Annotated in this window: 20 protein-coding genes; 8 read left to right on the top strand and 12 right to left on the bottom strand. The window is 63.6% G+C overall.

All coding sequences use genetic code 11. From position 1 onward, the window contains the following. Positions 1–16: 16 nt before the first annotated feature. Entirely contained in the window at positions 17–1975 is a 1959-nt protein-coding gene (acs, locus tag GEU84_RS12075) for an acetate--CoA ligase (protein WP_152825701.1), read from the bottom strand. 389 nt (positions 1976–2364) lie between these two features. Here acs and GEU84_RS12070 point away from each other — a divergent pair, with 389 nt between their 5' ends. Beyond that, complete coding sequence (locus tag GEU84_RS12070) at positions 2365–2856, top strand: pyridoxamine 5'-phosphate oxidase family protein (RefSeq protein ID WP_152825699.1); 492 nt, start codon at positions 2365–2367, stop codon at positions 2854–2856. A gap of 27 nt (positions 2857–2883) precedes the next feature. Here GEU84_RS12070 and GEU84_RS12065 read toward each other — a convergent pair whose 3' ends face one another. The 3 genes from GEU84_RS12065 to GEU84_RS12055 all read right to left on the bottom strand — a co-directional run bounded on the left by GEU84_RS12065 (position 2884) and on the right by GEU84_RS12055 (position 7491). After that, a complete protein-coding gene (locus GEU84_RS12065) occupies positions 2884–5172 on the bottom strand; it encodes a glycosyl hydrolase family 28-related protein (RefSeq protein ID WP_152825698.1) in 2289 nt (762 codons plus the stop codon). 258 nt (positions 5173–5430) lie between these two features. Then, positions 5431–5847, bottom strand: a complete 417-nt coding sequence (locus GEU84_RS12060) for a DUF4864 domain-containing protein (protein WP_152825696.1) — start codon at positions 5845–5847, stop codon at positions 5431–5433. Between the two features lie 63 nt (positions 5848–5910). After that, a complete protein-coding gene (locus GEU84_RS12055) occupies positions 5911–7491 on the bottom strand; it encodes a lysine--tRNA ligase (protein WP_152825694.1) in 1581 nt (526 codons plus the stop codon). Positions 7492–7606: 115 nt separating this feature from the next. Here GEU84_RS12055 and GEU84_RS12050 point away from each other — a divergent pair, with 115 nt between their 5' ends. Next, complete coding sequence (locus tag GEU84_RS12050) at positions 7607–8029, top strand: tellurite resistance TerB family protein (protein ID WP_152825692.1); 423 nt, start codon at positions 7607–7609, stop codon at positions 8027–8029. Between the two features lie 10 nt (positions 8030–8039). Here the strand turns inward: GEU84_RS12050 and dacB are convergent, their stop codons facing one another. Further along, positions 8040–9533, bottom strand: coding sequence for a D-alanyl-D-alanine carboxypeptidase/D-alanyl-D-alanine endopeptidase (gene dacB, locus GEU84_RS12045; RefSeq protein WP_152825690.1), 1494 nt, complete (start codon positions 9531–9533; stop codon positions 8040–8042). 149 nt (positions 9534–9682) lie between these two features. Between dacB and GEU84_RS12040 the strand changes: the two genes are divergently transcribed. Further along, entirely contained in the window at positions 9683–10147 is a 465-nt protein-coding gene (locus GEU84_RS12040) for a DUF2383 domain-containing protein (protein WP_241427663.1), read from the top strand. Positions 10148–10183: 36 nt separating this feature from the next. On the opposite strand, the gene GEU84_RS12035 is transcribed toward GEU84_RS12040, so the two are convergent. Further along, positions 10184–10762, bottom strand: coding sequence for a nicotinate-nucleotide adenylyltransferase (locus GEU84_RS12035; RefSeq protein WP_241427674.1), 579 nt, complete (start codon positions 10760–10762; stop codon positions 10184–10186). Positions 10763–10918: 156 nt separating this feature from the next. Between GEU84_RS12035 and ettA the strand changes: the two genes are divergently transcribed. The 3 genes from ettA to GEU84_RS12020 all read left to right on the top strand — a co-directional run bounded on the left by ettA (position 10919) and on the right by GEU84_RS12020 (position 15854). Continuing rightward, entirely contained in the window at positions 10919–12574 is a 1656-nt protein-coding gene (ettA, locus tag GEU84_RS12030; RefSeq protein ID WP_152825687.1) for an energy-dependent translational throttle protein EttA, read from the top strand. A 125-nt stretch (positions 12575–12699) separates the two neighbouring features. Then, a complete protein-coding gene (locus GEU84_RS12025; protein WP_152825686.1) occupies positions 12700–15279 on the top strand; it encodes a calcium-binding protein in 2580 nt (859 codons plus the stop codon). Positions 15280–15647: 368 nt separating this feature from the next. After that, positions 15648–15854 (top strand): cold-shock protein, encoded by a 207-nt coding sequence (locus GEU84_RS12020; RefSeq protein WP_107663139.1) that lies wholly within the window; start codon positions 15648–15650, stop codon positions 15852–15854. A 155-nt stretch (positions 15855–16009) separates the two neighbouring features. On the opposite strand, the gene GEU84_RS12015 is transcribed toward GEU84_RS12020, so the two are convergent. Continuing rightward, positions 16010–16474, bottom strand: coding sequence for a hypothetical protein (locus GEU84_RS12015; RefSeq protein ID WP_152825684.1), 465 nt, complete (start codon positions 16472–16474; stop codon positions 16010–16012). A 147-nt stretch (positions 16475–16621) separates the two neighbouring features. Here GEU84_RS12015 and GEU84_RS12010 point away from each other — a divergent pair, with 147 nt between their 5' ends. After that, positions 16622–17533, top strand: a complete 912-nt coding sequence (locus tag GEU84_RS12010) for an alpha/beta hydrolase (RefSeq protein WP_152825682.1) — start codon at positions 16622–16624, stop codon at positions 17531–17533. A gap of 90 nt (positions 17534–17623) precedes the next feature. On the opposite strand, the gene GEU84_RS12005 is transcribed toward GEU84_RS12010, so the two are convergent. The 5 genes from GEU84_RS12005 to GEU84_RS11985 all read right to left on the bottom strand — a co-directional run bounded on the left by GEU84_RS12005 (position 17624) and on the right by GEU84_RS11985 (position 24723). Beyond that, positions 17624–19258 carry a nickel ABC transporter ATP-binding protein NikE gene (locus GEU84_RS12005; protein WP_174539828.1) on the bottom strand — a complete coding sequence of 545 codons (1635 nt, stop codon included), beginning with the start codon at positions 19256–19258 and terminating at the stop codon, positions 17624–17626. Further along, positions 19251–20066 carry an ABC transporter permease gene (locus GEU84_RS12000; protein ID WP_152825680.1) on the bottom strand — a complete coding sequence of 272 codons (816 nt, stop codon included), beginning with the start codon at positions 20064–20066 and terminating at the stop codon, positions 19251–19253. The genes GEU84_RS12005 and GEU84_RS12000 overlap by 8 nt, the downstream gene beginning before the upstream one ends. A gap of 7 nt (positions 20067–20073) precedes the next feature. Next, positions 20074–21030, bottom strand: coding sequence for an ABC transporter permease (locus tag GEU84_RS11995; RefSeq protein WP_152825678.1), 957 nt, complete (start codon positions 21028–21030; stop codon positions 20074–20076). Between the two features lie 16 nt (positions 21031–21046). After that, positions 21047–22633 (bottom strand): ABC transporter substrate-binding protein, encoded by a 1587-nt coding sequence (locus tag GEU84_RS11990; protein ID WP_152825676.1) that lies wholly within the window; start codon positions 22631–22633, stop codon positions 21047–21049. A gap of 98 nt (positions 22634–22731) precedes the next feature. Next, positions 22732–24723, bottom strand: coding sequence for a CocE/NonD family hydrolase (locus GEU84_RS11985; protein ID WP_152825674.1), 1992 nt, complete (start codon positions 24721–24723; stop codon positions 22732–22734). A 110-nt stretch (positions 24724–24833) separates the two neighbouring features. Between GEU84_RS11985 and betC the strand changes: the two genes are divergently transcribed. After that, positions 24834–26336, top strand: a complete 1503-nt coding sequence (gene betC / locus GEU84_RS11980; RefSeq protein ID WP_152825672.1) for a choline-sulfatase — start codon at positions 24834–24836, stop codon at positions 26334–26336. Positions 26337–26496: the final 160 nt, after the last annotated feature.

Below are 26496 nucleotides of genomic sequence, written 5' to 3'. Positions count from 1 at the left end.
TGACACCCTGCACCGTTCAGCCCCGGTTCATCCGGTTGGCGATCAGGTCATCCACCACTGACGGATCGGCCAGCGTGGATGTGTCGCCCAATGCGCCGAAATCATTCTCGGCGATCTTGCGCAGGATGCGGCGCATGATCTTGCCCGAACGGGTTTTCGGCAGGCCGGGGGCCCATTGGATCAGATCGGGCTTGGCAATCGGGCCGATCTCGGTGCGCACCCAGCCCTCCAGCTCCTTGCGCAAGGCATCGGTGGGTTCGACCCCGTTCATCAGCGTGACATAGGCATAGATGCCCTGCCCCTTGATGTCATGCGGATAGCCCACCACCGCCGCCTCGGCCACCTGCGCATGTGCGACCAGCGCACTTTCGACCTCGGCCGTGCCCATCCGGTGCCCCGAGACGTTGATCACGTCATCCACCCGCCCGGTGATCCAGTAATAGCCATCAGCATCGCGGCGGCAGCCGTCACCGGTAAAGTAATAGCCGGGATACTGGCTGAAATAGGCCTCCTCGAACCGCGCGTGGTCGCCCCACAGGGTGCGCATCTGCCCCGGCCAGCTGTCAGCGATGCACAGCACGCCGTCAGTCTCGGTCGCTTGCTGGATCTGCGCCGTCGCCGGATCCAGCACGATGGGCTTCACCCCAAAGAACGGCTTCGTCGCCGAGCCCGGTTTCTGCGGAATGGCCCCCGGCAGCGGCGTGATCAGATGCCCGCCGGTTTCGGTCTGCCAGAAGGTATCGACAATCGGGCAGCGGCCCTTGCCCACCGTCTCGTTATACCAGTGCCAGGCCTCGGGGTTGATGGGCTCGCCCACCGAACCCAGCAGGCGCAATGAGCTGAGATCGCATTTTTCGACCCATTCCTTGCCCATGCCCATCAGGCTGCGGATCGCCGTGGGCGCGGTGTAGAACTGCGTGACCTTGTGCTTGTCGCACACCTGCCAGAAGCGGGATGCGTCGGGGAAGGTGGGCACACCCTCAAACATCACCGTCGTGGCCCCGTTCGCCAGCGGCCCGTAGATGATATAGCTGTGCCCCGTCACCCAGCCGACATCGGCCGTGCACCAGAAGACGTCGCCTTCCTGATAGTCGAAGGTGATCTGATGCGTCATCGCCGCATAGACCAGATAGCCGCCCGAAGTATGCACCACGCCCTTGGGCTTGCCGGTGGAACCAGAGGTGTAAAGGATGAACAGCGGGTCTTCGGCACCCATCGGCTCGGCCGGGCAGTCGGCGCTGGCGGCGGCCATTTCGGCCTTCAAATCGATATCGCGGCCGTCGATCCAGGTCGTCTGGTCGCCGGTATGCTTGACAACAAGGCATTTCACCCGGTCGCTGCAATGCAGCAGGGCGGCGTCGGTATTGGCCTTCAGCCCGGTCTTCTTGCCGCCGCGCGGCGCGAAATCTGCTGTGATCACCACTTTCGCCGCCGAATCGTTGATCCGGTTTGCCAGCGCATCAGGCGAGAACCCCGCGAAAACGATGGAGTGAATCGCCCCGATCCGTGCGCAGGCCAGCATGGCAAAGGCGGCCTCGGGGATCATCGGCAGATACATCACCACCCGGTCGCCCTTTTTCACACCCTGCGCCTTCAGCACATTGGCCATGCGGCAGACGCCGTCATGCAATTGCGCATAGGTGATGTGGCGCGCAGGCGTGGCGGGGTGGTCAGGCTCCCAGATGATCGCGGTCTGGTTCGCGCGTGTGGCCAGATGCCGGTCAACGCAATTGGCGGCCACATTCAGCACGCCATCCTCGAACCATTTGATCGACACCTGGCCCAATGTGAAATCGGTGTTCTTCACAAGGGTGTAGGGGGTGATCCAGTCAATTCGCTTGCCCTGCTCGGCCCAGAAGGCCTCGGGGTCGGCGACCGATGCCGCATACATCCGGTCATAGGCGGCGGCATCGACATGTGCGGCTGCGATGAAATCTTTCGAGGCGGTGTAAACCGCCTGCCCATGGTCTGACATCTGTGCTCCTCCGTCGCGGGCCAGCGCCCGCCCTGTGGCATCGGCAATTGTGCGTCAACCATCCCCAAGGACACATTAGCAAGTTGTCAATTTTTATGTAACCCCCTTTAAGTCTTATGATTTTCTGTAAATTTCTTGACCATAGCGTTCGGAAATTTGTAAATTACGGCGAATTTGTGCCGCCTTAGACCTTGTTTTTCAACGCCCTGCCGCTTCACAACACCGGGCCTTGGCCATCGCACCCGGGCGAACACCGCACTTTGATGCCTGAACCACTATCAACCGCTCAAAAACGGCTGATTCGCCCCGCTTGCAATCCGCCCGTGGCGTCGCTAACCAAGGCACAGCCAGCCCGACGCCCGCGCCCCTGTCCTGCTCCGCGAGGCCCCATGCCGCAAAACCCCGATCCCGTCGCCCCTGCCGATGACGCCGCCCGCACCATGGCGCAGGGCCTGCTGGCAACCGCACGCCATGGCGCGCTTGCCGTGACCGACCCTGAAACCGGCACCCCCGGCATCAGCCGCATCGCCCTTGGCCTGACACCGGTCGGCACACCCTTGACGCTGATTTCGGCCCTTGCCCCCCATCACGCGGCCCTGGCTGCAAATCCGGTGGCTGCCCTGATGGTGGGCGAGCCGGGGCCAAAGGGCGACCCGCTGACACATCCGCGCCTGATGATCCGCGTCACCGCCCGTTTCATTGCCCGCGACAGCACCGAACATGCCGTCCTGCGCGACCATTGGCTGACCACACATCCCAAATCGGCGCTCTACATCGACTTTGCCGATTTCGCGCTGGTGCGGCTGGAACCGCTGTCGGCATTGCTGAACGGCGGCTTCGGCCGGGCGCACCGGCTGACGGCAGAAGACCTGCACCTATGAAAAGGGGGCCTTCGCCCCCCAGCCCGCTTATACCGGCGCGTCGCAGCGCAGGGTCACATGCACCCGCCCCTTCACGGCCGCCGGCCAGCGCAGATGCACGAACCGCCCGCCGCTGCCCTGTTCAAGCTGCACATAGGGCACTGGCACCTGCTGCACGTTGTTGACATTGGTGATCGCCCCCTCTGCCACCACGGCCTGAACATTGCGCGCCCGTCCGCCGAACGGCAGATAGGCAGCCCCGTCCACCACCCAGGTATCGGCGGGGGTGCCTTGGGCATGTTCTATGGTCAGGGGGCTGGCCGTGATCTGGCTGATGCCGTTGAAGGTGTTGGCCGAGAACACCACGTTGCGAAAGCGGGCATAATCCAGATCCGCATGGGTCGTATCCACTGCCTCTACCCGGTCAACATTGGCATTCACCGTGCGGAACGTGTTGCCCGTCACACTCAGCCCGTTGATGTAATGCCCCGGGCCGCGTGGCGTCACCACGAACCATCGAAAGAACGACCCGGCATCGTTGACGGTAAAAATGTTGCCATCCACCGTCATGCCGCCAAAGGAAAACTCGTTGCTGAAATCGGGTGCCTGGTCATGTTCGTTCGACCATTCGATAAAGCAGTTGTCGATGTAGTTGCTTGTGACCAGTGTTTTCACATTGGGCTGGGTAAAGATCAGCCCGGCGCGGCGCACGCCTGCGGTTTCCTCGTCGCCCTGAAAGAAATGGTTGCCGATGAACATGTGGCCCGTGCCATTCATCACCGCGAAATGCGCAAAACGGACGATGCGGTTGTCACGGATCTTGGCGTCATTGCTGTTGACGTTCAGCGCGATGGTCGTGCGGTCCTGTGCGCGCAGCGGCTGTTCATTTGACAGGAACTGGCATTGATCGACAAACATCCCCTGACAGCCCGCCCCGATCGAGGTGATGCCCCGGTCCTTCGGCTTGTTCACCACCGAATCCGCCAGACGAAAGGTGTTTCCCGACGGGGCCAGCATGATGGCGCTGGCCTCGCCGTTGCACTGAAACTCGATATCCGTGACCTCGAACTTCTGCAGGCTGGAAAACCCGCTGAAATCCAGAACGTATTTGTAGCGATGAAAGGTGAATGTGCGGGTGCCCGCCGCGGCCCACAGGGGCTGGCTCAGGTCCAATGTGCCCGCGCCCACGTTCTTTGACAGCACATAAACCTCGCGCCCAACGCCGGTGCCGCTGACCCGCGCGCCGACCGGCACATTGGCCACATTTGTCACCCCCGTCAGGCGATAGGGCTGCGCCGGGGCATAGGTCGCCACCGAGGTTGTGGTGCTGGTGTTCCAGGCGCTGCCCGCCACCACATTCAACTGCCCGTTGGTCAGCACGCGGCGCTGTGCAAAGGATGCAAGCCCCGCCACATCTGCCACGTCAACCGGCGCCGGCAGATCAACCCGCCGCCCGCTGAGATCCAGCGTCACATGGTCCGAGAAGTAGAACAGGACCTGAAGCGCGCGGCGAAACCCCGCCAGCTCCCCGCCAAAGGCAGAGGCATAGGTATCCAGATCATAGTTCCGCGTGCAGGCGAGGCGCGCGTTGGCGGGCATGGTCAGCGTGCCCTCGAACGAAACACGCGAATTGATCGTCACGCTTTCGCCCAGATAATACTGGCCCGCCGAAACCAGCACGCGCCGGCCGTCGGCCGCGGCATCCGCTGCCGCAAAGGCCGCCGCATCATCGGTCACACCGTCACCCAGCGCGCCATAGTCGCGCACATCCACCCAGTCCATCATGTTGCGGTGGAATACATCGGTCACATCCTCGATCACGATGTCGTCGATGCGCACGACGCCGCCCGTCGGCCCCGTCAGATCCAGACCGAAGTGGCCATAAACGGCGGCAGTTCCCCAGACCATGTCCACGCCCTGCCGGTCGCCCGATCCGATGATCGCCGTCACCGTCACCACCTCGCCATAGCTGGTCAGTGCCTTGGCCGGGCCAGTTTGCGGCACGCCGCTGACATTGCTGCCATTCGATCGCCCGGCCCAACCCGCAATGCGCACCGAGGGCAGGCTGCCCGCGATTGCCTTGACCCGGGCGGTGACGCGCAGATACATCCCGGGCCTCAGCGGCGTCTGGGCAAAGGCGCGCAGGCTTTGTGTTCCCACGGTTTTCTGCAATTCCATGCAGCCTGCGAAATCCTGATCCGCCGGCACGAAGGCCGCATTGGGCTGGCCCGCATAGCTGGCCGATCCGGGCGTGCCATCCTCGCGCGACCACAGGTTCAGCCCCGCCGAAAACGGCGGCGGCATCAGCACCAGCCCGTCGGTAATCGCCTTGTTCATCGTGAAATCCCCGCTCGTTTCCGCCAACCACAGGCAGGACAAGCCCGCCGCACGGACCGCAGAATTACCAATGCGGGGTTAACGCCGACTGACCCCGCCGCGCGCTGCGGAGAGCCTTTGCGCAACGGTGGCGTGCGGCGCACAGCACCGCCCGCCGGGGATCAGCCGTGCCACATCAGGAGCCGGCCGCAGTCGGCAAAAGCCTTCGGCGGGGATACGCTGGCCAGGATGAGCGCGCAGGCAAGGGACGCGACCCGATCAGGCCCCTACACCCGCGTCGGGCAGCAGTTGCACGGCGTTGATCTGCCAGCCTTCCGGCGTCTCAACCATCTGGTAATCCAGAATATGCGTGCGGCCGCCCTGATCCGTCACCATGACCCGCTGCCACAGCCCGCCTGCCACACTGCGCAGTTCCAGCAACCGCACTGATGAGGGTTGCGCCACCATGGGATAGCCGTTCTGCACCATCATGCCGAACCGTTCCGCCGTGCCGAACATGCCCTTGATGGTCGGCGAGGCATAGGTGAACGCCCTGCCGAAGTCCTGGGCCTTGAAGGCATCGAACTGGCCCAGAATGGTCGCCTCGATCCCCGGGTTGCGCGTTTCCTGCGCCACGGCACCGATGGGCATGGCCATCAGCGCCGCGAGTAGACATCCGTAAGCCGTAAGCCGCATGTTCGACCCTCCGTCAACGTCCCCCAAAACAAAGGGTAGATCAACGTCGGGTGAAATCAAGCGTCACGCCACCAGCGTGCCCGACAGCCCCTTGTCGATCAGCGCAATGGTTTCATCCACGCCGTAAAGTGCCACGAACCCACCAAAACGCGGGCCTTCCGATGCGCCAAGCAGCACTTCGTAAAGCGCCTTGAACCAGTCGCGCAGCGGCTCGAACCCGTAGTCCTTGCCCACGGCAAACACCATGGTCTGCAAGGCATCGGCATCAAGCCCCCCGTCCCACGCGGCCAGCCGCCCGCGCAGGTCTTCCATCGCGGCACGCTCGGCATCTGTGGGCAGGCGGAACACGCGCTTCGGTGCCACGAAATCATCGAAATACCGCAGCGCAAAACCCGCCGCCGCATCCAGATCGGGGTGGGTTTCGGGGCTGGCCCCCGGCGCATAGCGCTGGATGAACCCCCAAAGGCCCGCCTTGTCCTTGGCACTTGCCACAGACGCAAGGTTCAGCAGCATCGCAAACGGAACCACCATTTTCGATTCCGGCGGATTGCCGTTGTGGATGTGCCAGACCGGGTTGTTCACCTGCGCCGCAACATCCTGCGTGGCATAGGCGCGCAACTGCTGGTGATATTCATCCACCGCCTTGGGGATCACGTCGAAATGCATCCGCTTTGCCGTCTTGGGCTTCAGGAACATGAAATACGACAGGGATTCTGTGCTGGCATAGGTCAGCCATTCGTCAATAGTCAGCCCGTTGCCTTTGGACTTCGAGATTTTCTCGCCATTCTCGTCCAGGAACAATTCATAGCTGAAATGCTCGGGCTTGCGCCCGCCCAGAATCTCGCAGATCGAATCGTAGATCGGCGTGTTGGTCGAATGATCCTTGCCATACATTTCGAAATCCACGTCCAGCGCCGCCCAGCGGGCACCGAAATCGGGCTTCCATTGCAGCTTCACATTGCCGCCCGTCACTGGCAGCGTGGTTTCCGTGCCATCCTCGTCGTCAAAGGTGACGGTGCCCGCCTTGGCATCCACATTCTTCAACGGCACATACAGAACCCGGCCCGACTGGGGCGAGATCGGCAGAAAGATCGAATAGGTCTGCTGCCGCTCGTCCCGCAGGCTTGCCAGCATCACCGCCATCAGCGCGTCATAGCGTTCCGCCGCGCGCAGCAGTATTTCGTCAAACCGGCCCTCTTTGTAGAAATCGGTGGCCGAGATGAACTCATACTCAAACCCGAACGTATCGAGGAAACGCCGCAGCATCGCGTTGTTATGATGGCCGAAACTCTCGAACTCGCCGAACGGGTCGGGCACCGCCGTCAGCGGTTTCTGCTTGTGCAGCGCCAGCATCTCGGGTTGCGGCACATTGTCGGGGATCTTGCGCATCCCGTCCATGTCATCGGAAAAACAGATCAGCCGGGTGGGAATATCCGAAATCGTCTGAAACGCCCGGCGGATCATCGTGGTGCGCGCCACCTCGCCGAAGGTGCCGATATGCGGCAGGCCTGACGGGCCATAGCCGGTTTCAAACAGCACATAGCCTTTGGCGGGCATCTTGCCGTCATAGCGTTTGAGGATGCGGCGGGCCTCTTCAAAGGGCCAGGCTTTCGAATTCATCGCAGCATCACGCAGGGCCGACATCGGCACATCCCTCAACTTTGCGGCAACCCCGTGTCACCGCACCCGTCTCCTATTGCCCGAGGCCCCCCCCGTCAATATTCTGCGCCGCAACACTGCCCGCCCGAAGGAGCCGATGATGCCCGAAACGCTGCCCTCCATGACCCCGCAGGATGCGCTGGTGGCCATCATGATCGCGGTTTCGGCGTCGGATGTGCATATCCGCACGTCGGAACTGGTGGCGATCCAGCGCACGGTCAACCACATGCCGATCTTCGGCGACTATGATCCCGACCGCATCCGCCGCATCGCGCAGACCGTTTTCGACCTGTTCGAAGAGGAAGACGGCCTTGATGCCCTGTTCGGCCTGATCCGCGCGGCCCTGCCCGAACGGCTGTGGGAAACCGCCTATGCGCTGGCCTGCGACGTGGCGGCGGCGGATGGCCAACTCTATCAGCCCGAACTGCGGCTGCTGGAGGAAATCCGCGATGAGTTGAACATCGACCGCCTGCACGCCGCCGCCATCGAACGCGGTGCGCGGGCGCGGCACATGCGGGCCTGACGGAACCACCTCAGACGAAAGCCGTTCCCCAGCGGTGCAGCAACTGCCCCTGCAAACGGCGCGCGCGTTTCGTCCAGGCCTGGCCACCCTCGGGCAGTTCGCGTTCCGCCAATGTCAGCCGGTCGCGCCGCGCCACATCAGCGCAAAAGATCGCAAACACCAGTTCGCGGCCTTCAGACGGCACGATGTAACCGGCCAGCCCCGACACGAAATTCAGCGTGCCGGATTTGGCCAGCACCCGCGTCGGATGCCCCTCGGCCACAGCCCCAGTCGCATCGCGCATGCCGACCTCGCGCAAAAGGCCCGCCAGCATCGCGGCGCTGGTGGTGCCCCGCGCGCGGACCAGCGCCGCCGCCATGTCCGCCGCCGAAATCCGGCTGGCCCCACCCAGCCCCGAATGATCGACAAACCGCGCCGTGATGCCAAACCGCGCCGCTGCCCAATCGCTCATCGCACGGCCCGAAGCCTCCAGCGTCGGCGCGCCTGATGCCGCCAGACCCACCACCTCGGCGGTGATGTTGGTCGAAAACTTCAGCATGTCGCGCAGGATCACCGCCAGATCCTCGCTGACATGTTCGGCCAGCGCCGTGCCCGCTGGCAGGTCGCGCACAACCTCGGCGGCAGGCAGCGTTATGCCCTGCGCCCGCGCCAGGGTCTGAAACACCTCGGGCGTGTAGATGTCGGGCTGGCGCACCGGCAGCCACCGGCTGCCACCCTTGCCCAAAGCCGTGACGGCGACCGTCCAGTTGTCGCCCCCCTGCCCCGCCGCATAGGTGTAGACCGGCAGGTCACGCTGGGCCACCTGCATGCGCGCCATGGTGACGGCGGGCACGAACCGTTCGGCCCGCGCATCCATCGTCACAGCATAGCCGCCGCCGCCCTGCCGCCATTCGAAATGCACCCGGTTGAAATTCAGGTTCAGGCCTGAAATCGCCGGATTGTAGCCCACATGGTCGGGCTGGTCGCGGTCGATGGCCGCAACACCGGGCAAGGCCCCGGTATAGGCCAGATAGCGCCCGCTGATCCGTTTCACCCCGCGCGCGGCCAATGTGCGCGCCATGTCGCCCAGATGATCGGTGCTCAGTGTGGGGTCGCCTGATCCCACCAGCACCAGATCGCCCTGCAACACGCCGTCCACCACCGGCCCCGTGCCCAGCAGCCGCGTGCCAAAACGGTGCCCCGCCCCCAGCTTTTCCAGCGCATAAAGCGCCGTCATCGCCTTGGCCACGCTGGCCGGGGGCAGCGGCAGATCGCCGCCTTCCGCCTCGATCACCAAGCCGGTCTTTGCATCGGCCAGCACGAAACCCACCGCCCCGCCCAGCTTGGCCGCCGCCACCAGCGTGCCCGCCGCGCGCGTGTCTGGCAACGGCGGCGGCGCGGTTTCGCCCCGCCGCCGGGGGCGCAGCGAGGTTTTCGGTGCATCGGCCCGGGCAGGCACCGCAGCGCCCGCCAACAGCAGGGCCAGCATCCGCCGGCGGGAAAAAAGAGGCCTGTCCAATCCCATGGCCCACATCTGCCAGCAAGCGGCCTGTCTGGCAATATCATGGCGCAGACTGTGGAACCTTTGTGACCCGGCGGTGTTGCCTGTGCATATCAACTCACAAGCTCCCTCACGGAAAGGCCCCCATCATGCTTGCCCCCCAGACAGCCGCGATGATGACCACTACCCTGCCGACCGACGAACCCGAAGCGATGCCCCCGCAGCAGGGTGCCGACGCGCTGCACACCCTGCACACCCGCACGGTCGATGCGCTGGCCGGCTATGAGAAAATGGTCGAAAAGGCCGAACCTTCGTTCCGCCCGGTGGCCGAGCGGTTCCGCGCCATGCACGAACGCCACGCGGGCCATATTGCGCGCATGCTGGCCGGATACGGTGTTTCAGTGGATGCCGAAGGCTCGATCATGGGCACGGTGAACAAGGCGGTCGTCACTGTCCGGTCCTGGTTTGACGAGATCGACGAGGATGTGATGGACAATGTGCGCAGCGGCGAGAAAACGGTGCTTGACGCGTTCGACGACGCCATCGCAAGCCCCGTCGCACCCTCTGACGTGACCGGGTTGCGCGACCTGCGCGATGAACTGGCGCTGTTGCTCAGCGAGACCGCGCATCTCGACTGAAGACAAAGCGGGTCGCCTGAAAAAAATCGGGCGGGCCTAGCGCCCGCCCTTGCGCCATTCGCCCCGCGCGCGGATGGCCGAGGATGACAGATCAACCATCGGCACATCCACGAAACACCAGGCCGGGGCGCTACGCCGCCCCAGCATCTGCGCTGCACTTCCTGTCACCTGCGAACCACGAAACCGCTCGGCTGCTCGGCTCATCCGGCCCCGCACACCCGACCCGGGCCGCGCCAGCACGCCGATGGGCACATGGGCCATGATCCAGTCCCAACGGTCCCAGCGGTGAAACTGCGCCAGATTGTCGGCCCCCATCAGCCAGACGAACCGCACCCCCGGATAGCGCGCCTGCAAACCCTTCAGCGTGGCGGCGGTGAACCGCGTGCCTATCCGCGCCTCCAGATCGGTGATCCTGACCCGCGGGTGCTGCATCACGCGGCCAGCCTGCGCCATCCGGTCGGCCAGCGGTGCCGGGCCTGCGGCTTTCAGCGGGTTGCCGGGGCTGACCAGCCACCAGACCTGATCCAGCCCGAAACGCTTCAGCGCCTCGCGGGTGATATGCGCGTGGCCCGCATGCGCGGGATCGAACGACCCGCCCAGCAGGCCGATCACCATGCCGCGCCGCGCGATGGGCCAACCCTGCATTTTTCCCCCTGAAAAGTCCGGGACGACAAATCACCCCCACGTTGCCCTTGTCCAGCGTTATCGCTACAAGGGCCCGCAAACCGCATGTCCGCCCCTCATCCGCACCCGACCGCATGGAGAATTCGCATGGCCAGCTATCAATATGTCTATCACATGGATGGCGTGTCCAAGACCTATCCGGGCGGCAAGAAGTGCTTTGAGAACATCAAGCTGAACTTCCTGCCGGGGGTAAAGATCGGTGTCGTGGGCGTCAACGGCTCGGGGAAATCCACGCTGCTGCGCATCATGGCGGGCATGGACAAGGATTTTCAGGGCGAGGCATGGGCAGCAAAAGGCGCCCGCGTGGGCTATCTGCCGCAAGAGCCGAACCTTGATCCCTCGCTGGACGTGCGCGGCAACGTGATGCTGGGCGTGGCGGAAAAGAAGGCGATCCTTGATCGTTACAACGAACTGGCCATGAACTATTCCGACGAGACGGCGGAAGAGATGGCCGCGCTGCAAGACACGATCGACGCAAAAAACCTGTGGGATCTTGACAGCCAGATCGACGTGGCGATGGAGGCATTGCGCTGCCCGCCCGACGATGCCGATGTGGAAACCCTGTCGGGTGGCGAACGCCGCCGGGTGGCCCTGTGCAAGCTGCTGCTCGAAGCGCCCGACATGCTGCTGCTGGACGAACCGACCAACCACCTTGACGCCGAATCCATCGCCTGGCTGCAACTGCACCTGATCGCCTATGAGGGCACGATCCTGATCGTGACGCACGACCGTTACTTCCTTGACGACATCACGTCGTGGATCCTGGAACTCGAACGCGGCCGGGGCATCCCCTACGAGGGCAACTATTCCGCCTGGCTAGAACAAAAGGCCAAGCGCCTGTTGCAGGAATCGCGCGAAGACAAGGCCAAGCAAAAGGTGCTGCAACGCGAGTTGGAATGGATCCGTTCGGGCGCAAAGGCCCGCCAGACCAAGCAGAAGGCGCGTATCACCAAGTATAACGAGATGGCCAACACCTCGGAACGCGAACGCATTTCCACCGCGCAGATCATCATCCCCAACGGCGAACGCCTTGGCGGCAAGGTGATCGAGGTGGAGGGCCTGAAAAAGCACATGGGCGACAAGCTGTTGATCGAGAACCTGTCCTTCTCGATCCCGCCGGGCGGCATCGTGGGCGTCATCGGGCCGAACGGCGCGGGCAAATCCACTCTGTTCCGCATGATCACCGGGCAGGAAGAACCCGACGAGGGCAAGATCACGCTGGGCGAAACCGTGCAGCTTTCCTACGTTGACCAGTCGCGCGACGCGCTGGATCCGAACAAGACCGTCTGGGAAGAGATTTCCGAAGGGCTGGAGGTCATCCATCTGGGCGACGCCGAAATGAACAGCCGCGCCTATTGCGGGGCCTTCAACTTCAAAGGCTCGGACCAGCAGAAAAAGGTGGGCCTGTTGTCAGGCGGCGAACGCAACCGCGTGCATATGGCGAAACTTCTGCGCTCCAACGGCAACGTTCTGCTGCTGGACGAACCGACCAACGACCTTGACGTCGAAACCCTGCAAGCCCTCGAAGCCGCGATCGACGATTTCGCCGGTTGCGCCGTGATCATCAGCCACGACCGGTTCTTCCTTGACCGGCTTTGCACCCACATCCTCGCGTTTGAAGGCGATGCGCATGTGGAATGGTTCGAGGGCAACTACCAGGCCTATGAGGAGGACAAGATCCGCCGCCTTGGCCCGGATTCCATCGAACCCTCGCGCATCAAGCACAAGAAATTCACCCGCTGACCTGCCCGGTGGCGCTGGCGCATATTTTGTGCCAGCGTCATCCTGCCATGGTATTGAATACCTGACGTTGCGCCAATTTCAGGCCAGCGTATGCCTGTGGCTCGTGCAATTTGAGGAGTGATTTTATGGCTGTGATACAGGGTGACGACGGCGACAATATTCTTGTCGGTGGCGAAGTTGGCGAAACGCCGACCGATGACACGCTGAACGGTTTTCTGGGCAACGATACCTATCTTTTCAGCCAGTTCAGCGGATTGGATGTGGTCAACGATACCGGCGGCACAGACCAGATCCGCTTTGACAGCACGGTTTCGCGCGCCTCGATCCGCATTATGCGTTCTGGCATCGATCTGTCAGACCTGATCATCGCCGTGGTTGACGAATTCGGCAACAGCCTGACCGAGATCATCCTGAATGAACACTATGAATTTGGCAGAATGATCGAATCGATCCTGTTCGATAACGGTTCCCGCCTTGACCTGCGCGGCGGGCTGGCAATCCAGGGCTGGGCCGGGGTCACGACGGTGCGCGGCACCGATTTCAACGATACCATCACGTCGAGGGCAGTCAGTGAGACCCTGCTGGGCGGCATCGGCAACGACACATATCTGCTCAACGCAACCAGCGGCAACGACACCCTTTATGATGAGGGCGGGACCGATGTGCTGCGTTTTGATTCTTCGGTGCCGCGGGCATCGCTGCGCATGGTTCGGTCAGGGCTCGATTTTTCTGATCTGGTGCTTGCTGTGGTGGATGCCGACGGCAACGCCATCAGCCAGATTTTGCTGGATGAACATTTCAATCCCGGCACACGGTTTGAAACCGCGATTTTCTCGAACGGCAACCAGATCAGCCTCACCGGCGGGCTGCGCATCCAGGGCTGGGGCAATGCCGCAACCGTGCGCGGCACCGATCTGAACGACCTGATCGTGTCGAACGCGAACAGTGAGTTGCTTCTCGGCGGCACCGGAGATGACGCTTACCTGCTGTCGGCCACATCCGGAAATGATGTTATCTATGATGAGAGCGGCAACGACAGCCTGCGCTTCGATTCCTCGGTTACGCCTGCCACGCTGCGCATGATGCGCTGGGGCAACGACCTGGCCGATCTTGTTCTTGCGGTGGTCGATGCCAATGGCAACGCACTGACCGAAATACGGCTGGATGAACATTTCTCGCTTGGCACGGCCATTGAAAGCCTGCGGTTTTCCGACGGCGCCCTTCTGAACCTCACACAGGGGCTTACGGTGCAGGGATGGGGCAGCAACGCGACGGTGCGCGGCACTGATCTGGGCGATACGCTGATTTCCAACATCTTGGCCGAGACGCTACTGGGCGGCACGGGCAATGATACCTACAGCCTGTCGGCTTCCTCCGGCGATGACGTGATCTTTGACAGCGCAGGCTTTGACACGATCCGCTTCGATTCCTCGGTGGCACCCGGCAGGTTGCGCATGATGCGCTCGGGCAATGATTTTGCAGATTTGTTCTTGGCGGTTGTCGATGGCAATGGCAACGCGCTGACCGAAGTGCGGCTGGACGAGCACTTCGTGCACAGCAGCAATCTGGAAAGAATCGTGTTTTTCAACGGCAACCAGCTCGATCTGACGGGTGGGCTGACCGTGCGCGCCTGGGGTGGCATCACCACCCTGCGCGGCACCGACCTGAATGACGTGCTGATTTCCAATGCGCTGAGTGAAACGCTGCTGGGTGGCACGGGCAACGATACCTACAGGCTTGCTGCCACGTCCGGCAATGATGTGATCTTTGACAGCGGCGGTTCAGACCGCATCCAGTTCGACGCATCAGTCACGCAGGGAACGTTGCGCATGATGCGCTCGGGCAGCGACTTTGCGGATTTGTGGTTGGCAGTTGTCGATGCCAACGGCACCGCGCTTTCAGAAATACGGCTGGACGAACATTTTGTCCCCGGCAGCCGCATCGAGAGCGTGCTGTTTTCGAACGGTGCGCAACTGAACCTTACAGGTGGGTTGACGGTGCAGGGGTGGGGAAATGCACCTACCGTCCGTGGCACCGACCTGAATGACGTTCTTGTTTCCAATGCATACAGCGAAACGCTGCTGGGCGGCACGGGCAATGACACTTATCGGTTGTCGGCCACGTCGGGCAACGATGTGATCCGTGACGATGGCGGAATTGACCGCATCCTGTTTGACGCATCGGTCCCGAACAACCAGTTGCGCATGTTGCGCTCGGGCGCCGACAGCGCGGATCTGATCCTCGCGGTGGTCGATGCGAATGGCAACGCGCAGAGCGAGATCGTGCTGGACGAACATTTTGTCGTGGGCAGCCGGATCGAGTCCGTCAGATTCGCGAGTGGCGCGCAACTCGACCTGACGGGCGGTCTGCGCATTCAGGGCTGGGGCACGGTTTCAGTGATCCGTGGCACGGATAACGATGACAACATCCTGTCGAACCGGCTGAACGAGACATTGATCGGCGGACTGGGCGATGACACGTTCATCTTCAATCCCGTGTCCAGCACGGCGGTTGACCGGATCCTTGATTTTCAGCAGGGTGGCGACGTCATCCGCTTCTCGGCCGCCTTCGGCCTGAGTGACATCGACGACCTGGTTTTCACCCAGAACAGCGGCTCGGTGACGATCCGGGCGGGCAACCAGTTGATCGTGGTGAATGACGCATTGATCTCGGATTTCGACCCGTCGGATTTCCTGTTCGCGTGAAGTGCAGCAGCGCACCACTCATCAGTGCTGTGCGCGCGTGATTCTTCCGCCGCGGTGGAACCGACCGCGGCGGCGCGCGTTGCCTTTCAAGATCAACCGCGAAAGGACACACAATGAAGGGTATTCTGGCCTGGGCCATCGGCATCCCGATCCCGATCATCATCATCCTTTACGTCATCGACGTTTTCTGACGCCCAGCAGCCTGCCGATAACCCTTGATTTTCGGCCAGATAAGGCATAAGCACAAAGCCGCGACGTTATCACTATCGACCACTGTCTCCCTTCCAAGGCCACAGTCTTTCGATCTTGCCCTGACTGAGCCACGCCGCCGCAGTTCCGCGGGCGGGATTCTTAGAGGAGACATCACGATGGCCAAAGGCACCGTGAAATGGTTCAACGCCACCAAGGGTTTCGGCTTTATTGCACCGGAAGGCGGCAAGAAGGACGTGTTCGTTCACATCACCGCGCTGGAACGCGCTGGTATCCGTTCGCTGGCTGACGGTCAGGCTGTGACCTTCGACATCGAAGCAGGCCGTGACGGCCGCGAATCGGCGACCAACCTGTCGATCGCCTGATTGCGCCGGCCTCCGGGCCGCAAGGACATTGCAGCGGGGCAGATCCTTTGGTCTGCCCCGTTTGCCATTCTGGCGGCCGGCCCATCAGGCTGCCGCCGCATCTTCTGGTTGCCACCAAAGACCACCGGTTGGGGCCTGATGCCAGCCGGTCTCTGTCAGGCCGTGGTCCGGGGGTGGCCCTGTTGCCAGACCCGCGCCAACAGCCGGTCACGCAACGCATGTTCAAACCCGACGCGCAGCGACACCGCCGACAAGGGCGCCCGCAGCAGCACCGGGGCGGAACGGTCCGCGGGAAAACGTTGCTCGCGGCAGTCACGGCTGATCAGCAGCACAGGCAGGCGCAACCCGGCAGCAGTCAGCCGTGAAACGGCCAGCTGCCCGGCCTCCGCCCCCCCGTAACCATCGCATTCCATCACGAACAGGCCGTAGCCCAGCGGATCATCAATCATCGCCGCCAGTGCCGTGTAAAGCTCCGCCTCACCCTCGACCAGACCACCCAGCCCTGCCAGCGCACGCGCCACGGGGTTGCTGGCCCCACCACCGTCGCGCGCCAGCAGCAGCACGCGGATATCCCAACCCACAACCGTAGCCTCGTGGTCGGAGTGACGAAAAACCTGCATGTTGGCCTCCTGTCAGTGCTTGGGACGAAACTGCTCGCGTTATGGGCGAGGTTATCGTGGAATTCAGGCAATTTTGCGGTGCGCCGCCCCCATTGCCGCCGGAATCGAAACAGCGCAGTCTGGAGGAAAGCCAAGGATACCCGCAGCATGACCGACCCCGATTACCAAACCCTTATCGACGCCGAGACCTGGCCTTTCATCCGCGCGACCGAAGCCTGTTACCCGCCCGACGCCGTGGGCCTGTCGGTGGACGATCAGCGCCGGGTCTATGACAGGATGTGCCGGGCTTTTCACCGCGGTCATCCGCCCGGTGTGGCCGTGCAGGACGGGCGACGGGCGGGTGTGCCGGTGCGCAACTACACCTTTGGCCCGCCCGCGGCCACGCTGGTCTATCTGCATGGCGGCGGTTTCGTAGTGGGCGGGCTCGACAGCCATGACGATGTCTGCGCCGAGATCTGCGCCGCGACCGGCCTGCATGTGATCAGCGCCGATTACCGTCTGGTGCCCGAACACCGCCACCCCGCCGCCTATGACGATGCTCTGGCCGTGGCGCGGGCCGTCGAGGGGCCTTTGCTGCTGGCAGGCGATTCGGCGGGCGGGGCACTGGCGGCATCGGTCGCCCATGCGCTGCGGGGCCGCGTGGCGGGGATGGTGCTGATCTATCCGGGGCTGGGCGGCGACCGCAACCGCGGCAGCTATCTGACGCATGCAGCGGCCCCCATGCTGACCCGCGACGATGTGCTGTATTACGCCGCCCTGCGCCATGACGGGCCGGAGCCTGCCGATGATGTGACCGCCGCAGCACTGGCGGCGCGTGATTTCACCGCCCTGCCCCCCACGGTGATCATCAGCGCGGAATGCGACCCTTTGGCCGATGACGGGCGCGACTACCGTGATGCCATTCTGGCCGCCGGGGGCCGGGCAGCATGGATCTGCGAGCCGGGGCTGGTGCATGGCTATCTGCGCGCCCGGCACTCGGTGGCAAGGGCGCGCGACAGTTTTTCGCGGATAACCGGGGCACTGGCGGGGCTGGCGGAAGGGCGCTGGCCGGTCGTGTGACTTGCCAGCGCCGGGGGGCTGACTGCCCCCCGGACCCCCCGTGGATATTTTCATCTGGAAAGAGTGGAAAGAAGGCGCTTGCCGGCCCCTTCAGTTCCCCGCTGCGACCATCCTGCGGCTGGCGATCACCTGCTCCAGCCAGCCCAGTTCCATTTCCGGCACCGAGGACAGCAGCAGGTCGGTGTAATCGTCGAACGGCGGGGAAAGCACGTCGGTTTTCGTGCCATAGCGCACCACCTCGCCGCGATACATCACCGCGATCCGGTCGGCGATGGCGCGCACGGTAGCCAGATCATGCGTGATGAACAGATAGGCCACGTTTTCCTGCGCTTGCAGGGCCAGAAGCAGCTTCAGGATGCCATCGGCCACCAGAGGGTCCAGCGCCGATGTCACCTCGTCGCAGATGATGAGCTTCGGCTTTGCCGCCAGCGCACGGGCGATGCAGACCCGCTGTTTCTGCCCGCCCGAAAGTTCGGCCGGGTATCGGTCGATATAGCCCTTGCCCATCTCGATCTGGTCGAGGAGTTCCTGCACGCGCTGGCGCTTGGCAGCACCCGTCAGACCGAAATAGAACTCCAGCGGCCGCCCGATGATCGTGCCGACCGTCTGGCGCGGGTTCATCGCCACATCGGCCATCTGGTAGATCATCTGCAATTCGCGCAGGTCATCCTTGGTGCGCTGCGCCAGTGCGGGTGACAGGCTGCGCCCCGCAAAGGTGATCTTGCCTTGCGCGGCGGGCAGCAACCCGGTGATCACCCGCGCGAGGGTGGATTTGCCCGACCCGCTTTCGCCCACCACGGCCAACGTCTGCCCCGCGGGCAGATCGACCGTCACGTTTTTCAGCACGTCGAATGTGGTGCCCCGGTAGCGCGCGGTCACATGGGCAACCGACAGCACGGAAGGCGCCTCGGGCTTTTCCACATGGTCGATAGAGCGGACCGACACCAGCGCCTGCGTGTAGGCCTCTTGCGGGGTCTCGATGATCTGGGCCGTGGTGCCATATTCCACCATCCGGCCCTGCCGCAGCACCATGATGTGATCGGCCACCTGTGCCACAACCGCAAGGTCATGGGTGATGTAAAGCGCGGCCACCCCGGTATCGCGGATCGCCTCCTTTATCGCGGCCAGAACCTCGATCTGCGTCGTCACATCCAGCGCGGTGGTGGGTTCGTCAAACACCACGAGGTCGGGTTTCGGGCACAGCGCCATGGCCGTCATCACCCGCTGCAACTGCCCGCCCGACACCTGATGCGGATAGCGCCGACCGATGGTTTCGGGGTTGGGCAGTCCCAGCTTGCCAAACAGCATCACCGCCCGCGCCTCGGCTTCGGCCTTGCCCATCAGGCCATGGGCCAGGCTGGTCTCGATCACCTGTTCCATCAACCGCTTGGCCGGGTTGAAGGCGGCAGCGGCGGATTGCGCCACATACGTCACCTCGCGCCCGCGCAAGGCGCGCAGCGCGCCGGGTGCCGCCAGCCTTATGTCACGCCCGTTGAGTGTCACGGTGCCCGCCGTCAGCCGCACCCCGCCACGCCCGTAAGCCATGGACGACAAGCCGATGGTGGATTTCCCCGCCCCGGATTCGCCGATCAGCCCCAGCACCTTGCCCTTTTCCAGCTCCAGCGAGACGCCATGCACCAGCGTGATCTCCTTCGGCGGCTCGCCGGGCGGATAGGCGGTTGCCTCGATCTTCAGGCCCGTGATCGTCAAGAGATTGTCAGCCACCGCGGCCCCCTTTCAGGCTTGTGGTGCGGTTCAGCACCCAGTCGGCCACAAGGTTGACCGAGATGGCCAGCGTGGCGATGGCCACCGCCGGGATCAGCGCGGCGGGGATGCCGTAAACGATCCCCTCCTTGTTTTCCTTCACGATGCCGCCCCAGTCGGCCAGAGGCGGCTGCACGCCCAGCCCCAGGAACGACAGGGTGGAAATGAACAGCACCGAAAAGATGAAACGCAGCCCCATTTCGGCCACCAGCGGGGAAAGCGCGTTGGGCAGGATCTCGCGGAAGATGATCCATGTCTGCTTTTCACCGCGCAGGCGCGCCGCCTCGACATAATCCATCACCGCGATATCCACCGCCACGGCGCGCGACAGGCGGAACACGCGCGTCGCATCCAGGAGGCCCATCACCAGGATCAACACCGGCAGTGTCACCGGCATCACCGACAGCACCACCAGCGCGGAAATGAGCGAGGGGATCGACATCATCAGATCGACGCCCCGCGACAAAAGCTGGTCCACCCAGCCCCCGCGCACAGCGGCGATGAACCCAAGGATAGAGCCCAGTGTGAATGACAGGATCGTGGCGGCGGTGGCCACGAAAATCGTGGTCTGCCCGCCCCAGATCATGCGCGACAGCAGGTCGCGGCCGATGCTGTCAGTGCCCAGCCAATGTTCGGCCGATGCGGGTTCCCACACATCGCCGACGATTTCGGCCATGCCATAGGGCGCGAGCAACCCGGCGAAGATGGCGGCCAGAAAGTAGGCCCCGGTGAAAATCAGCCCGATCAGGGCGGCAATCGGAATTCTCATGCGGCCCTCATTTCGGATGCCTGAGGCGCGGGTTGGCGAGAATGGACACCACATCGGCGATGATGTTCATGCCGATATAGACGGCGGCGAACACCAGCCCGCAGGCCTGCACCACCGGCACATCGCGTTTGGCCACATGGTCCACCAGATATTGCCCCATGCCGGGATAGACAAAGACCACCTCGACCACGACCACCCCCACCACCAGATAGGCAAGGTTCAGCATCACCACATTGACCACCGGTGCGATGGCATTGGGAAAGGCGTGGCGGTAGATGATGGTGAACGGGGCCAGCCCCTTCAACTCCGCCGTCTCGATATAGGCCGATTGCATCACGTTCAGGATCGCGGCCCGCGTCATGCGCATCATATGGCCCAGCACGGTCAGCACCAGCACCAGCACCGGCAGCGATATGGCGTAAAGCTGCTCGCCCAGGCTCATGCTTTCATTGATCATCGCCAGCGAGGGCAGCGCGCGGAACTGCACCGACAGGATGAAGATGGCGATATAGCCCAGCAGGAATTCGGGCACTGAAACGGTGGCCAGCGTGATCGTGGAAATCACCTTGTCGGGCCAGCGGTTGCGGTAGCGCACCGCAATCAGCCCCAGCCCGATGGCCAGCGGCACCGACACCACGGCGGCCCAGAAGGCCAGAAACAGCGTATTGCCCAGCCGCTGCCCCATAGAGGTGGCAATATCCTGCCCGTTGGTCAGCGCCGTGCCCAGATCGCCCTGCAACACGCCGCCCAGCCAGTTGAAATACCGCACATGGGCGGGGTCGTTCATGCCGAGTTGCTGGCGCAGGTTTTCCAGCGCCTGCGGGGTCGCACCCTGCCCCAATATGTTCTGCGCCACATCGCCCGGCAGAACCGTGGTGCCGACAAAGATCAGCACCGAGGCCGCAAGCAGCAAGAGCAGGCCCAGCGCAATGCGCTGGACCAGAAGTTTCAGGATCGGGTGCATGCGCCCGCCGCCCGCGTTACGCGAGCCAGGTCTTGTGCGGCGCAAGGCCGTTCATCACTTCTTGCACGCCATCGGTTTCCCAGCCCTGCACCTTGTCGCCCACCGCTTCAATGAAGTCGTTGAACATCGGGCAGATCAACCCGCCTTCGTCATGCAGGATGGCGGCCATTTCGGCATACATCGCCTTGCGTTTGGTCTGGTCCAGTTCGCCACGCGCGGCCAGCAGCGTCTCGTCGAACTTGGGGTTGAAGAACCGCGTGTCGTTCCAGTCGGCGGTGGACTGGTAGGCGGTGGAATACATCTGGTCCTGCACCGGACGCCCGCCCCAGTATGAGGCGCAGAACGGCTGCTTGTTCCAGACTTCTGACCAGTAACCGTCACCCGGCTCGCGCTTGATTTCCAGCGGAATCCCGGCCTTGGCAGCCGATTGCTGGAATAGGGCCGCCGCGTCGATGGCGCCCGGGAAGGCCACATCCGACACGCGCAGGATGATCGGGCTGCCGTCATGCCCCGAGGCCTTGTAATGCTCGGCCGCCTTTTCCAGATCGAAGGCGCGCTGCGGCAGGCTTTCGTCAAACAGCGGATAGGCCGCGTTGATCGGGATATCGTTGCCGATGGAGCCGTAGCCTTGCAGGATCTTGTCCACCATCTCCTGCCGGTCGATGGCGTATTTCAGCGCCAGCCGCAGATCCTTGTTGTCGAAGGGCGCGGTATTGGCATGCATGATGAACACGTAGTGGCCACGGCCCGACACGTTCTTCACCGTCAGCCCCGGCGCGCGTGCCAGAAGGCCGGCCACCTTGGGCTCCACCCGGTTGGCGATATGCACCTGGCCCGACTGGATCGCAGCCATGCGCGCGGTGGCGTCGTTGATGACCAGAAATTCCACCCCGTAATAATGGCCGCGCGACGAATCCCAGTAATTCGCGTGCTTTTCAAACGTGTGGCGCACGCCGGGCTCGTTCACGATGATCTTGTAGGCACCGGCCCCGATGCCATCCGCCGGGTTGGCCACGCCACCCTCGGGCTGGATCATCAGGTGGTAATCGGCCATCAGATAGGGCAGGTCGGCATTGGCGGTGGACAGGGTGACAACCACCATGTCGCCATCAACCTTCATCGATTCGATGCCCTGCATGATGCCCAGCGCGCCCGATTGCGCCTTTTCATCGCTGTGGCGCAGCAGGGTGGCCAGCACGTCATCCGGTGTCACGGTCTTGCCGTTGTGGAATTCTGCGCCCTGACGGATCTTGAACATCCAGGTCTTTGCATCGGCCGAGCTTTCGACGCTTTCCGCCAGCCGCATGTCCAGCTGACCATCGGCGGTCACGTCAACCAGCGGCTCGCCACTGGTGCGCAGAACGTGGAAGGGCACCTGGCTGGCCGCCAGCGCCGGATCAAGGCTGTTGGTGGATTCGCCGCCACCCAGACCCATCAGCAGCGTGCCACCCTTCACCGGGCCTTCGGCGCGCACGGCGGTCGCCAGCAGCGTGTTGGCCATCGCGGCCGTCATGCCAAAGGCCGCAGCTTTGCCCATGAAGGCGCGACGGCTGTATTTGCCCTGAGCGGCGCGCGACAGAAGATACTTCAGTTCGTCGTTCATAGCAGTCTCCCTGAGGATCATTTTTGTTGATTGAAGAATCAATAACCCGCGAATCCGGTTTCGGGCAACGAATTCCTGCCCAGCCATCGAAACATTGTTCAGATGAAGTCGCGCGGAACCTTTTCGGCATAGTTGCGGGCAAAAACGACATTGTCACCCTCAAATGCCTCCAGCCGGGCCTCCATGTGCAGGTGCGTGGCATCCGACCACATCGCGGCGGTGGCCAGTGTGCGCACCGCCCAATCGCCCCGCGACAGCCGCTGTTCCCACCGGATCTCGGCCCGTGCCGCCAGCGGATCATCGGGATGCACCTGCCAGCGTTCGGCCATCGTGTCGCCGGTGATCAGGCCATGCGCCAGGTTTTCCGTGTCGCCGCCTTCATCCTCGACCACCAGGGCCACCGTGCCCGCGATCAGGTCATGCTCCACGCGCCGCGCCGCATGGCCCTCGCGCAGCACCTTGTGCCGCCAGGGTGCCGCGCCTTCGGGTGGTGGTGCCACCCATTCCGTTTCGCTGCCCTGATGCACCGGCAGATGCAGGGTGGCGGCGTGCAACGTCACCGTGGCCGCAACCGGGCTGGGCCACAGGAACGGCCAATAGGTTGTGGACAGCGCGATGCGCAGCCGGTGCCCCGGGGCCAGCCGATACGCCATCTGGTCCAGCACCAGCACCGCCGCCACCTCTTGCCCCACCGGCAGCAGGGCGGGTTCGGCCATGCTGTCGCGGTGGCACAGGTTCAGCATGCCGTGGGCAATCCGCACCGACGATCCGTCAGGCGCCACGTCGCACAGCCGCGCCGCCAGAAAGGCGCGCGGCTGGTCCGCGCTCAGCCGCAGCACCAGCCGCGCCGCGCCCAGCAGATCAAGCGGGGTCTCCAGCGGGGCGGTATCGAAACAGACCGACAGCACATCATCCGGGGCCTGATCGCCCGGCATTTCGCCATTCAGCCCCATCGGGAAAAACTCTCCCGTGTGCAGCCCCAGATGCTGCGGCGTGTTCACGCGGGCATGCAGCACCCCGTCACCGCCCAACTCGCCCCCCTGCGTCAGCGCCAGAACCTGTTGGGTCACGCGCGGGCTGGGCCAGACGGGTTCGGCAAGCCAATGCCCGGCGCGATGCGGTGCGCTGGCATCAGGCGGGGCGGAATGCAGCATGTAGGCGCGCATAGCCGGGTCATCCTCGGCCCCGTTGGCGATGCCCTTCAGCCAGCGGTCCCACCAGCGCAGCGCCTCTTGCAGAAAGCCGATCTGCGGGCCCGGCACGGCGGTATGCGGGTATTGGTGCACCCAGGGCCCCACGATGCCCTTGGCCAGCGGCGCGTTTTCCACCAGATGCGCCACGGTGTTCATGTAATTGTCGGCCCAGCCGCCGATACTCAGTACCGGCACCTGCAAGCGGCTGTAATCCTCGCCCACCGACCCGTGCCGCCAATATGCATCGCGCGCCTGATGCCCGGCCCAGCGGGGTGCCAGAAACGGCTGCGCCTCCAGCCGCGCAAGCCAGTTCGCGCGCCAGTCGCCCCGCAGCGCCGGATCGGCAGGGCGTGACGAATAGGACAGCATCACCGCCCCCCAGCCCAGATTCTCGTTCAGCAGACACCCGCCCTTGAAATGGATGTCATCGGCAAAACGGTCGATGGTGGAACAGACGGAAATCACCGCCTTCAGCGCCGGGGGTTGCAGCCAGGCGGTCTGCAAACAGTTGAACCCGCCCCAGCTTTTGCCCATCATCCCCACGGCGCCGCTGCACCAGGGCTGTGCCGCCAGCCAGCCGATCACCTCCACTGCATCGGCCAGTTCCTGCGCGGTATACTCATCCTCCATCAGCCCGTCGCTGTCGCCATTGCCGCGCATGTCCACCCTGACGCAGGCATAGCCATGCCCCGCCACATAGGCATGCATGATTTCATCGCGCGGCAGCGTGCCGTCGCGCTTGCGATAGGGGATGTATTCCAGCACCGCAGGCACCGGATTGGCGGCGGCATCCACCGGCATCCAGACCCGCGCCGACAGGCGGCAGCCATCGGCCAGCGTGATGATCATGTCGGGGTCGTCGGTGATCGGGTGCGGAAATTCGGTGACGGTTTTCATTCTGGCCTCATGGCGCGGGTGGCTGAAATCGGTCGGCGGCGGAACAGCGGCTTGCGCAGCCCCGCGTCACCCTGCACCCTGCCAGCCGGAAACAGGAAAGGACAGACCCGATGTCACAGCCCCCCAACATACTGATCCTGATGGTCGATCAGCTGAACGGCACGCTGTTTCCCGACGGCCCGGCCGAATGGCTGCATGCGCCCAATCTGAAACGGCTTGCCGCGCGTTCCGCCCGTTTCGCCAATGCCTATACCGCCAGCCCGCTCTGCGCGCCCGCCCGGGCGTCCTTCATGTCAGGCCAGTTGCCGCACCGCACGCGGGTTTATGACAATGCCGCCGAATTCGCCTCGGACATTCCCTGCTTCACCCACCACCTGCGCCGCGCGGGCTATCAGACCACGCTCAGCGGCAAGATGCATTTCGTGGGCCCCGACCAGCTGCACGGGTTCGAGGAACGGCTGACCACCGACATCTACCCCGCCGATTTCGGCTGGACGCCCGATTACCGCAAACCGGGCGAACGCATCGACTGGTGGTATCACAACCTCGGATCGGTCACGGGCGCGGGCGTGGCGGAAATCACCAACCAGCTGGAATATGACGATGATGTCTGCCATCAGGCGGTGCAGAAACTCTATGACCTGTCGCGCGGCACCGATCCGCGCCCCTGGTGCCTCACCGCCAGCTTCACCCACCCGCATGATCCTTTCGTGGCCCGCCGCAAATACTGGGATCTCTACAACGATCACCCGATGCTGGATGCACCGGCGCCCATCGCCTATGCCGATCAGGACGCGCATTCGCGCCGCCTGCTGGATGCCTGCGATGCCGGCGCGTTCGAGATCACCGAGGACCATATCCGCCGCGCCCGCCAGGGCTACTTCGCCAACATCTCCTACGTCGATGCGAAAATCGGCGAAATCCTCGCCACGCTGGAGGCGACGCGGCAAGAGGCGATCGTGGTCTTCGTTTCGGACCACGGCGAAATGCTGGGCGAACGTGGCCTCTGGTTCAAGATGAACTTCTTCGAAGGCTCCGCCCGCGTGCCCCTGATGATCGCCGCCCCCGGCATCGCGGCGGGCCGCATCACCACCCCCGTCTCGACCATCGACCTTACACCCACGCTTTGCGATCTGGCCGGCATCTCCATGGCCGAGGTGATGCCATGGACCGACGGCACCTCGCTGCTGCCCGTGGCCGCAGGGGCAGAGCGCGCCCCGGTCCCGATGGAATATGCCGCCGAGGGCACCATCACCCCGATGGTCGCCCTGCGCATGGGCGACTGGAAATACATCCACTGCCCCGCCGACCCCGACCAGCTTTACAACCTTGCCACCGACCCCGGCGAACGGGACAATCTGGCCGAAAGCCCCGCAGCCCGTGATACGCTTGCACAACTCCGCGCTCTTGCCGCCCGTTGGGATCTGCCGCGCTTTGACGCTGCCGTGCGCGAAAGCCAGGCCCGCCGCTGGGTGGTCTATAAGGCGCTGCGCATGGGCGGCTACTACCCCTGGGATCACCAGCCCCTGCGCGCCGCATCCGAACGCTATATGCGCAACCACATGGATCTGAACGTGCTGGAGGAAAACAAGCGCTATCCGCGGGGGGAATGATCCCCCGCAAGACCATAGCAACGCTGTGCCCTGACCAGCGGTCGGAGGCCTTCGGCGAGGATATTTGGGCCAGTAAGAACGGGCGATCCCTGTGCATGTTCTCACTGGTGCAAATATCCAACTGCACCCCTTGCCCCCTCGGGCCGCTTCCGTAACGCGA

The sequence above is a fragment of the Fertoeibacter niger genome (assembly GCF_009380135.2).
GTDB classification, from domain to species: Bacteria; Pseudomonadota; Alphaproteobacteria; order Rhodobacterales; family Rhodobacteraceae; genus Fertoeibacter; species Fertoeibacter niger.
Note: the sequence above shows the minus strand (reverse complement) of the source record. Positions and strands in the feature narration are given on the sequence as shown.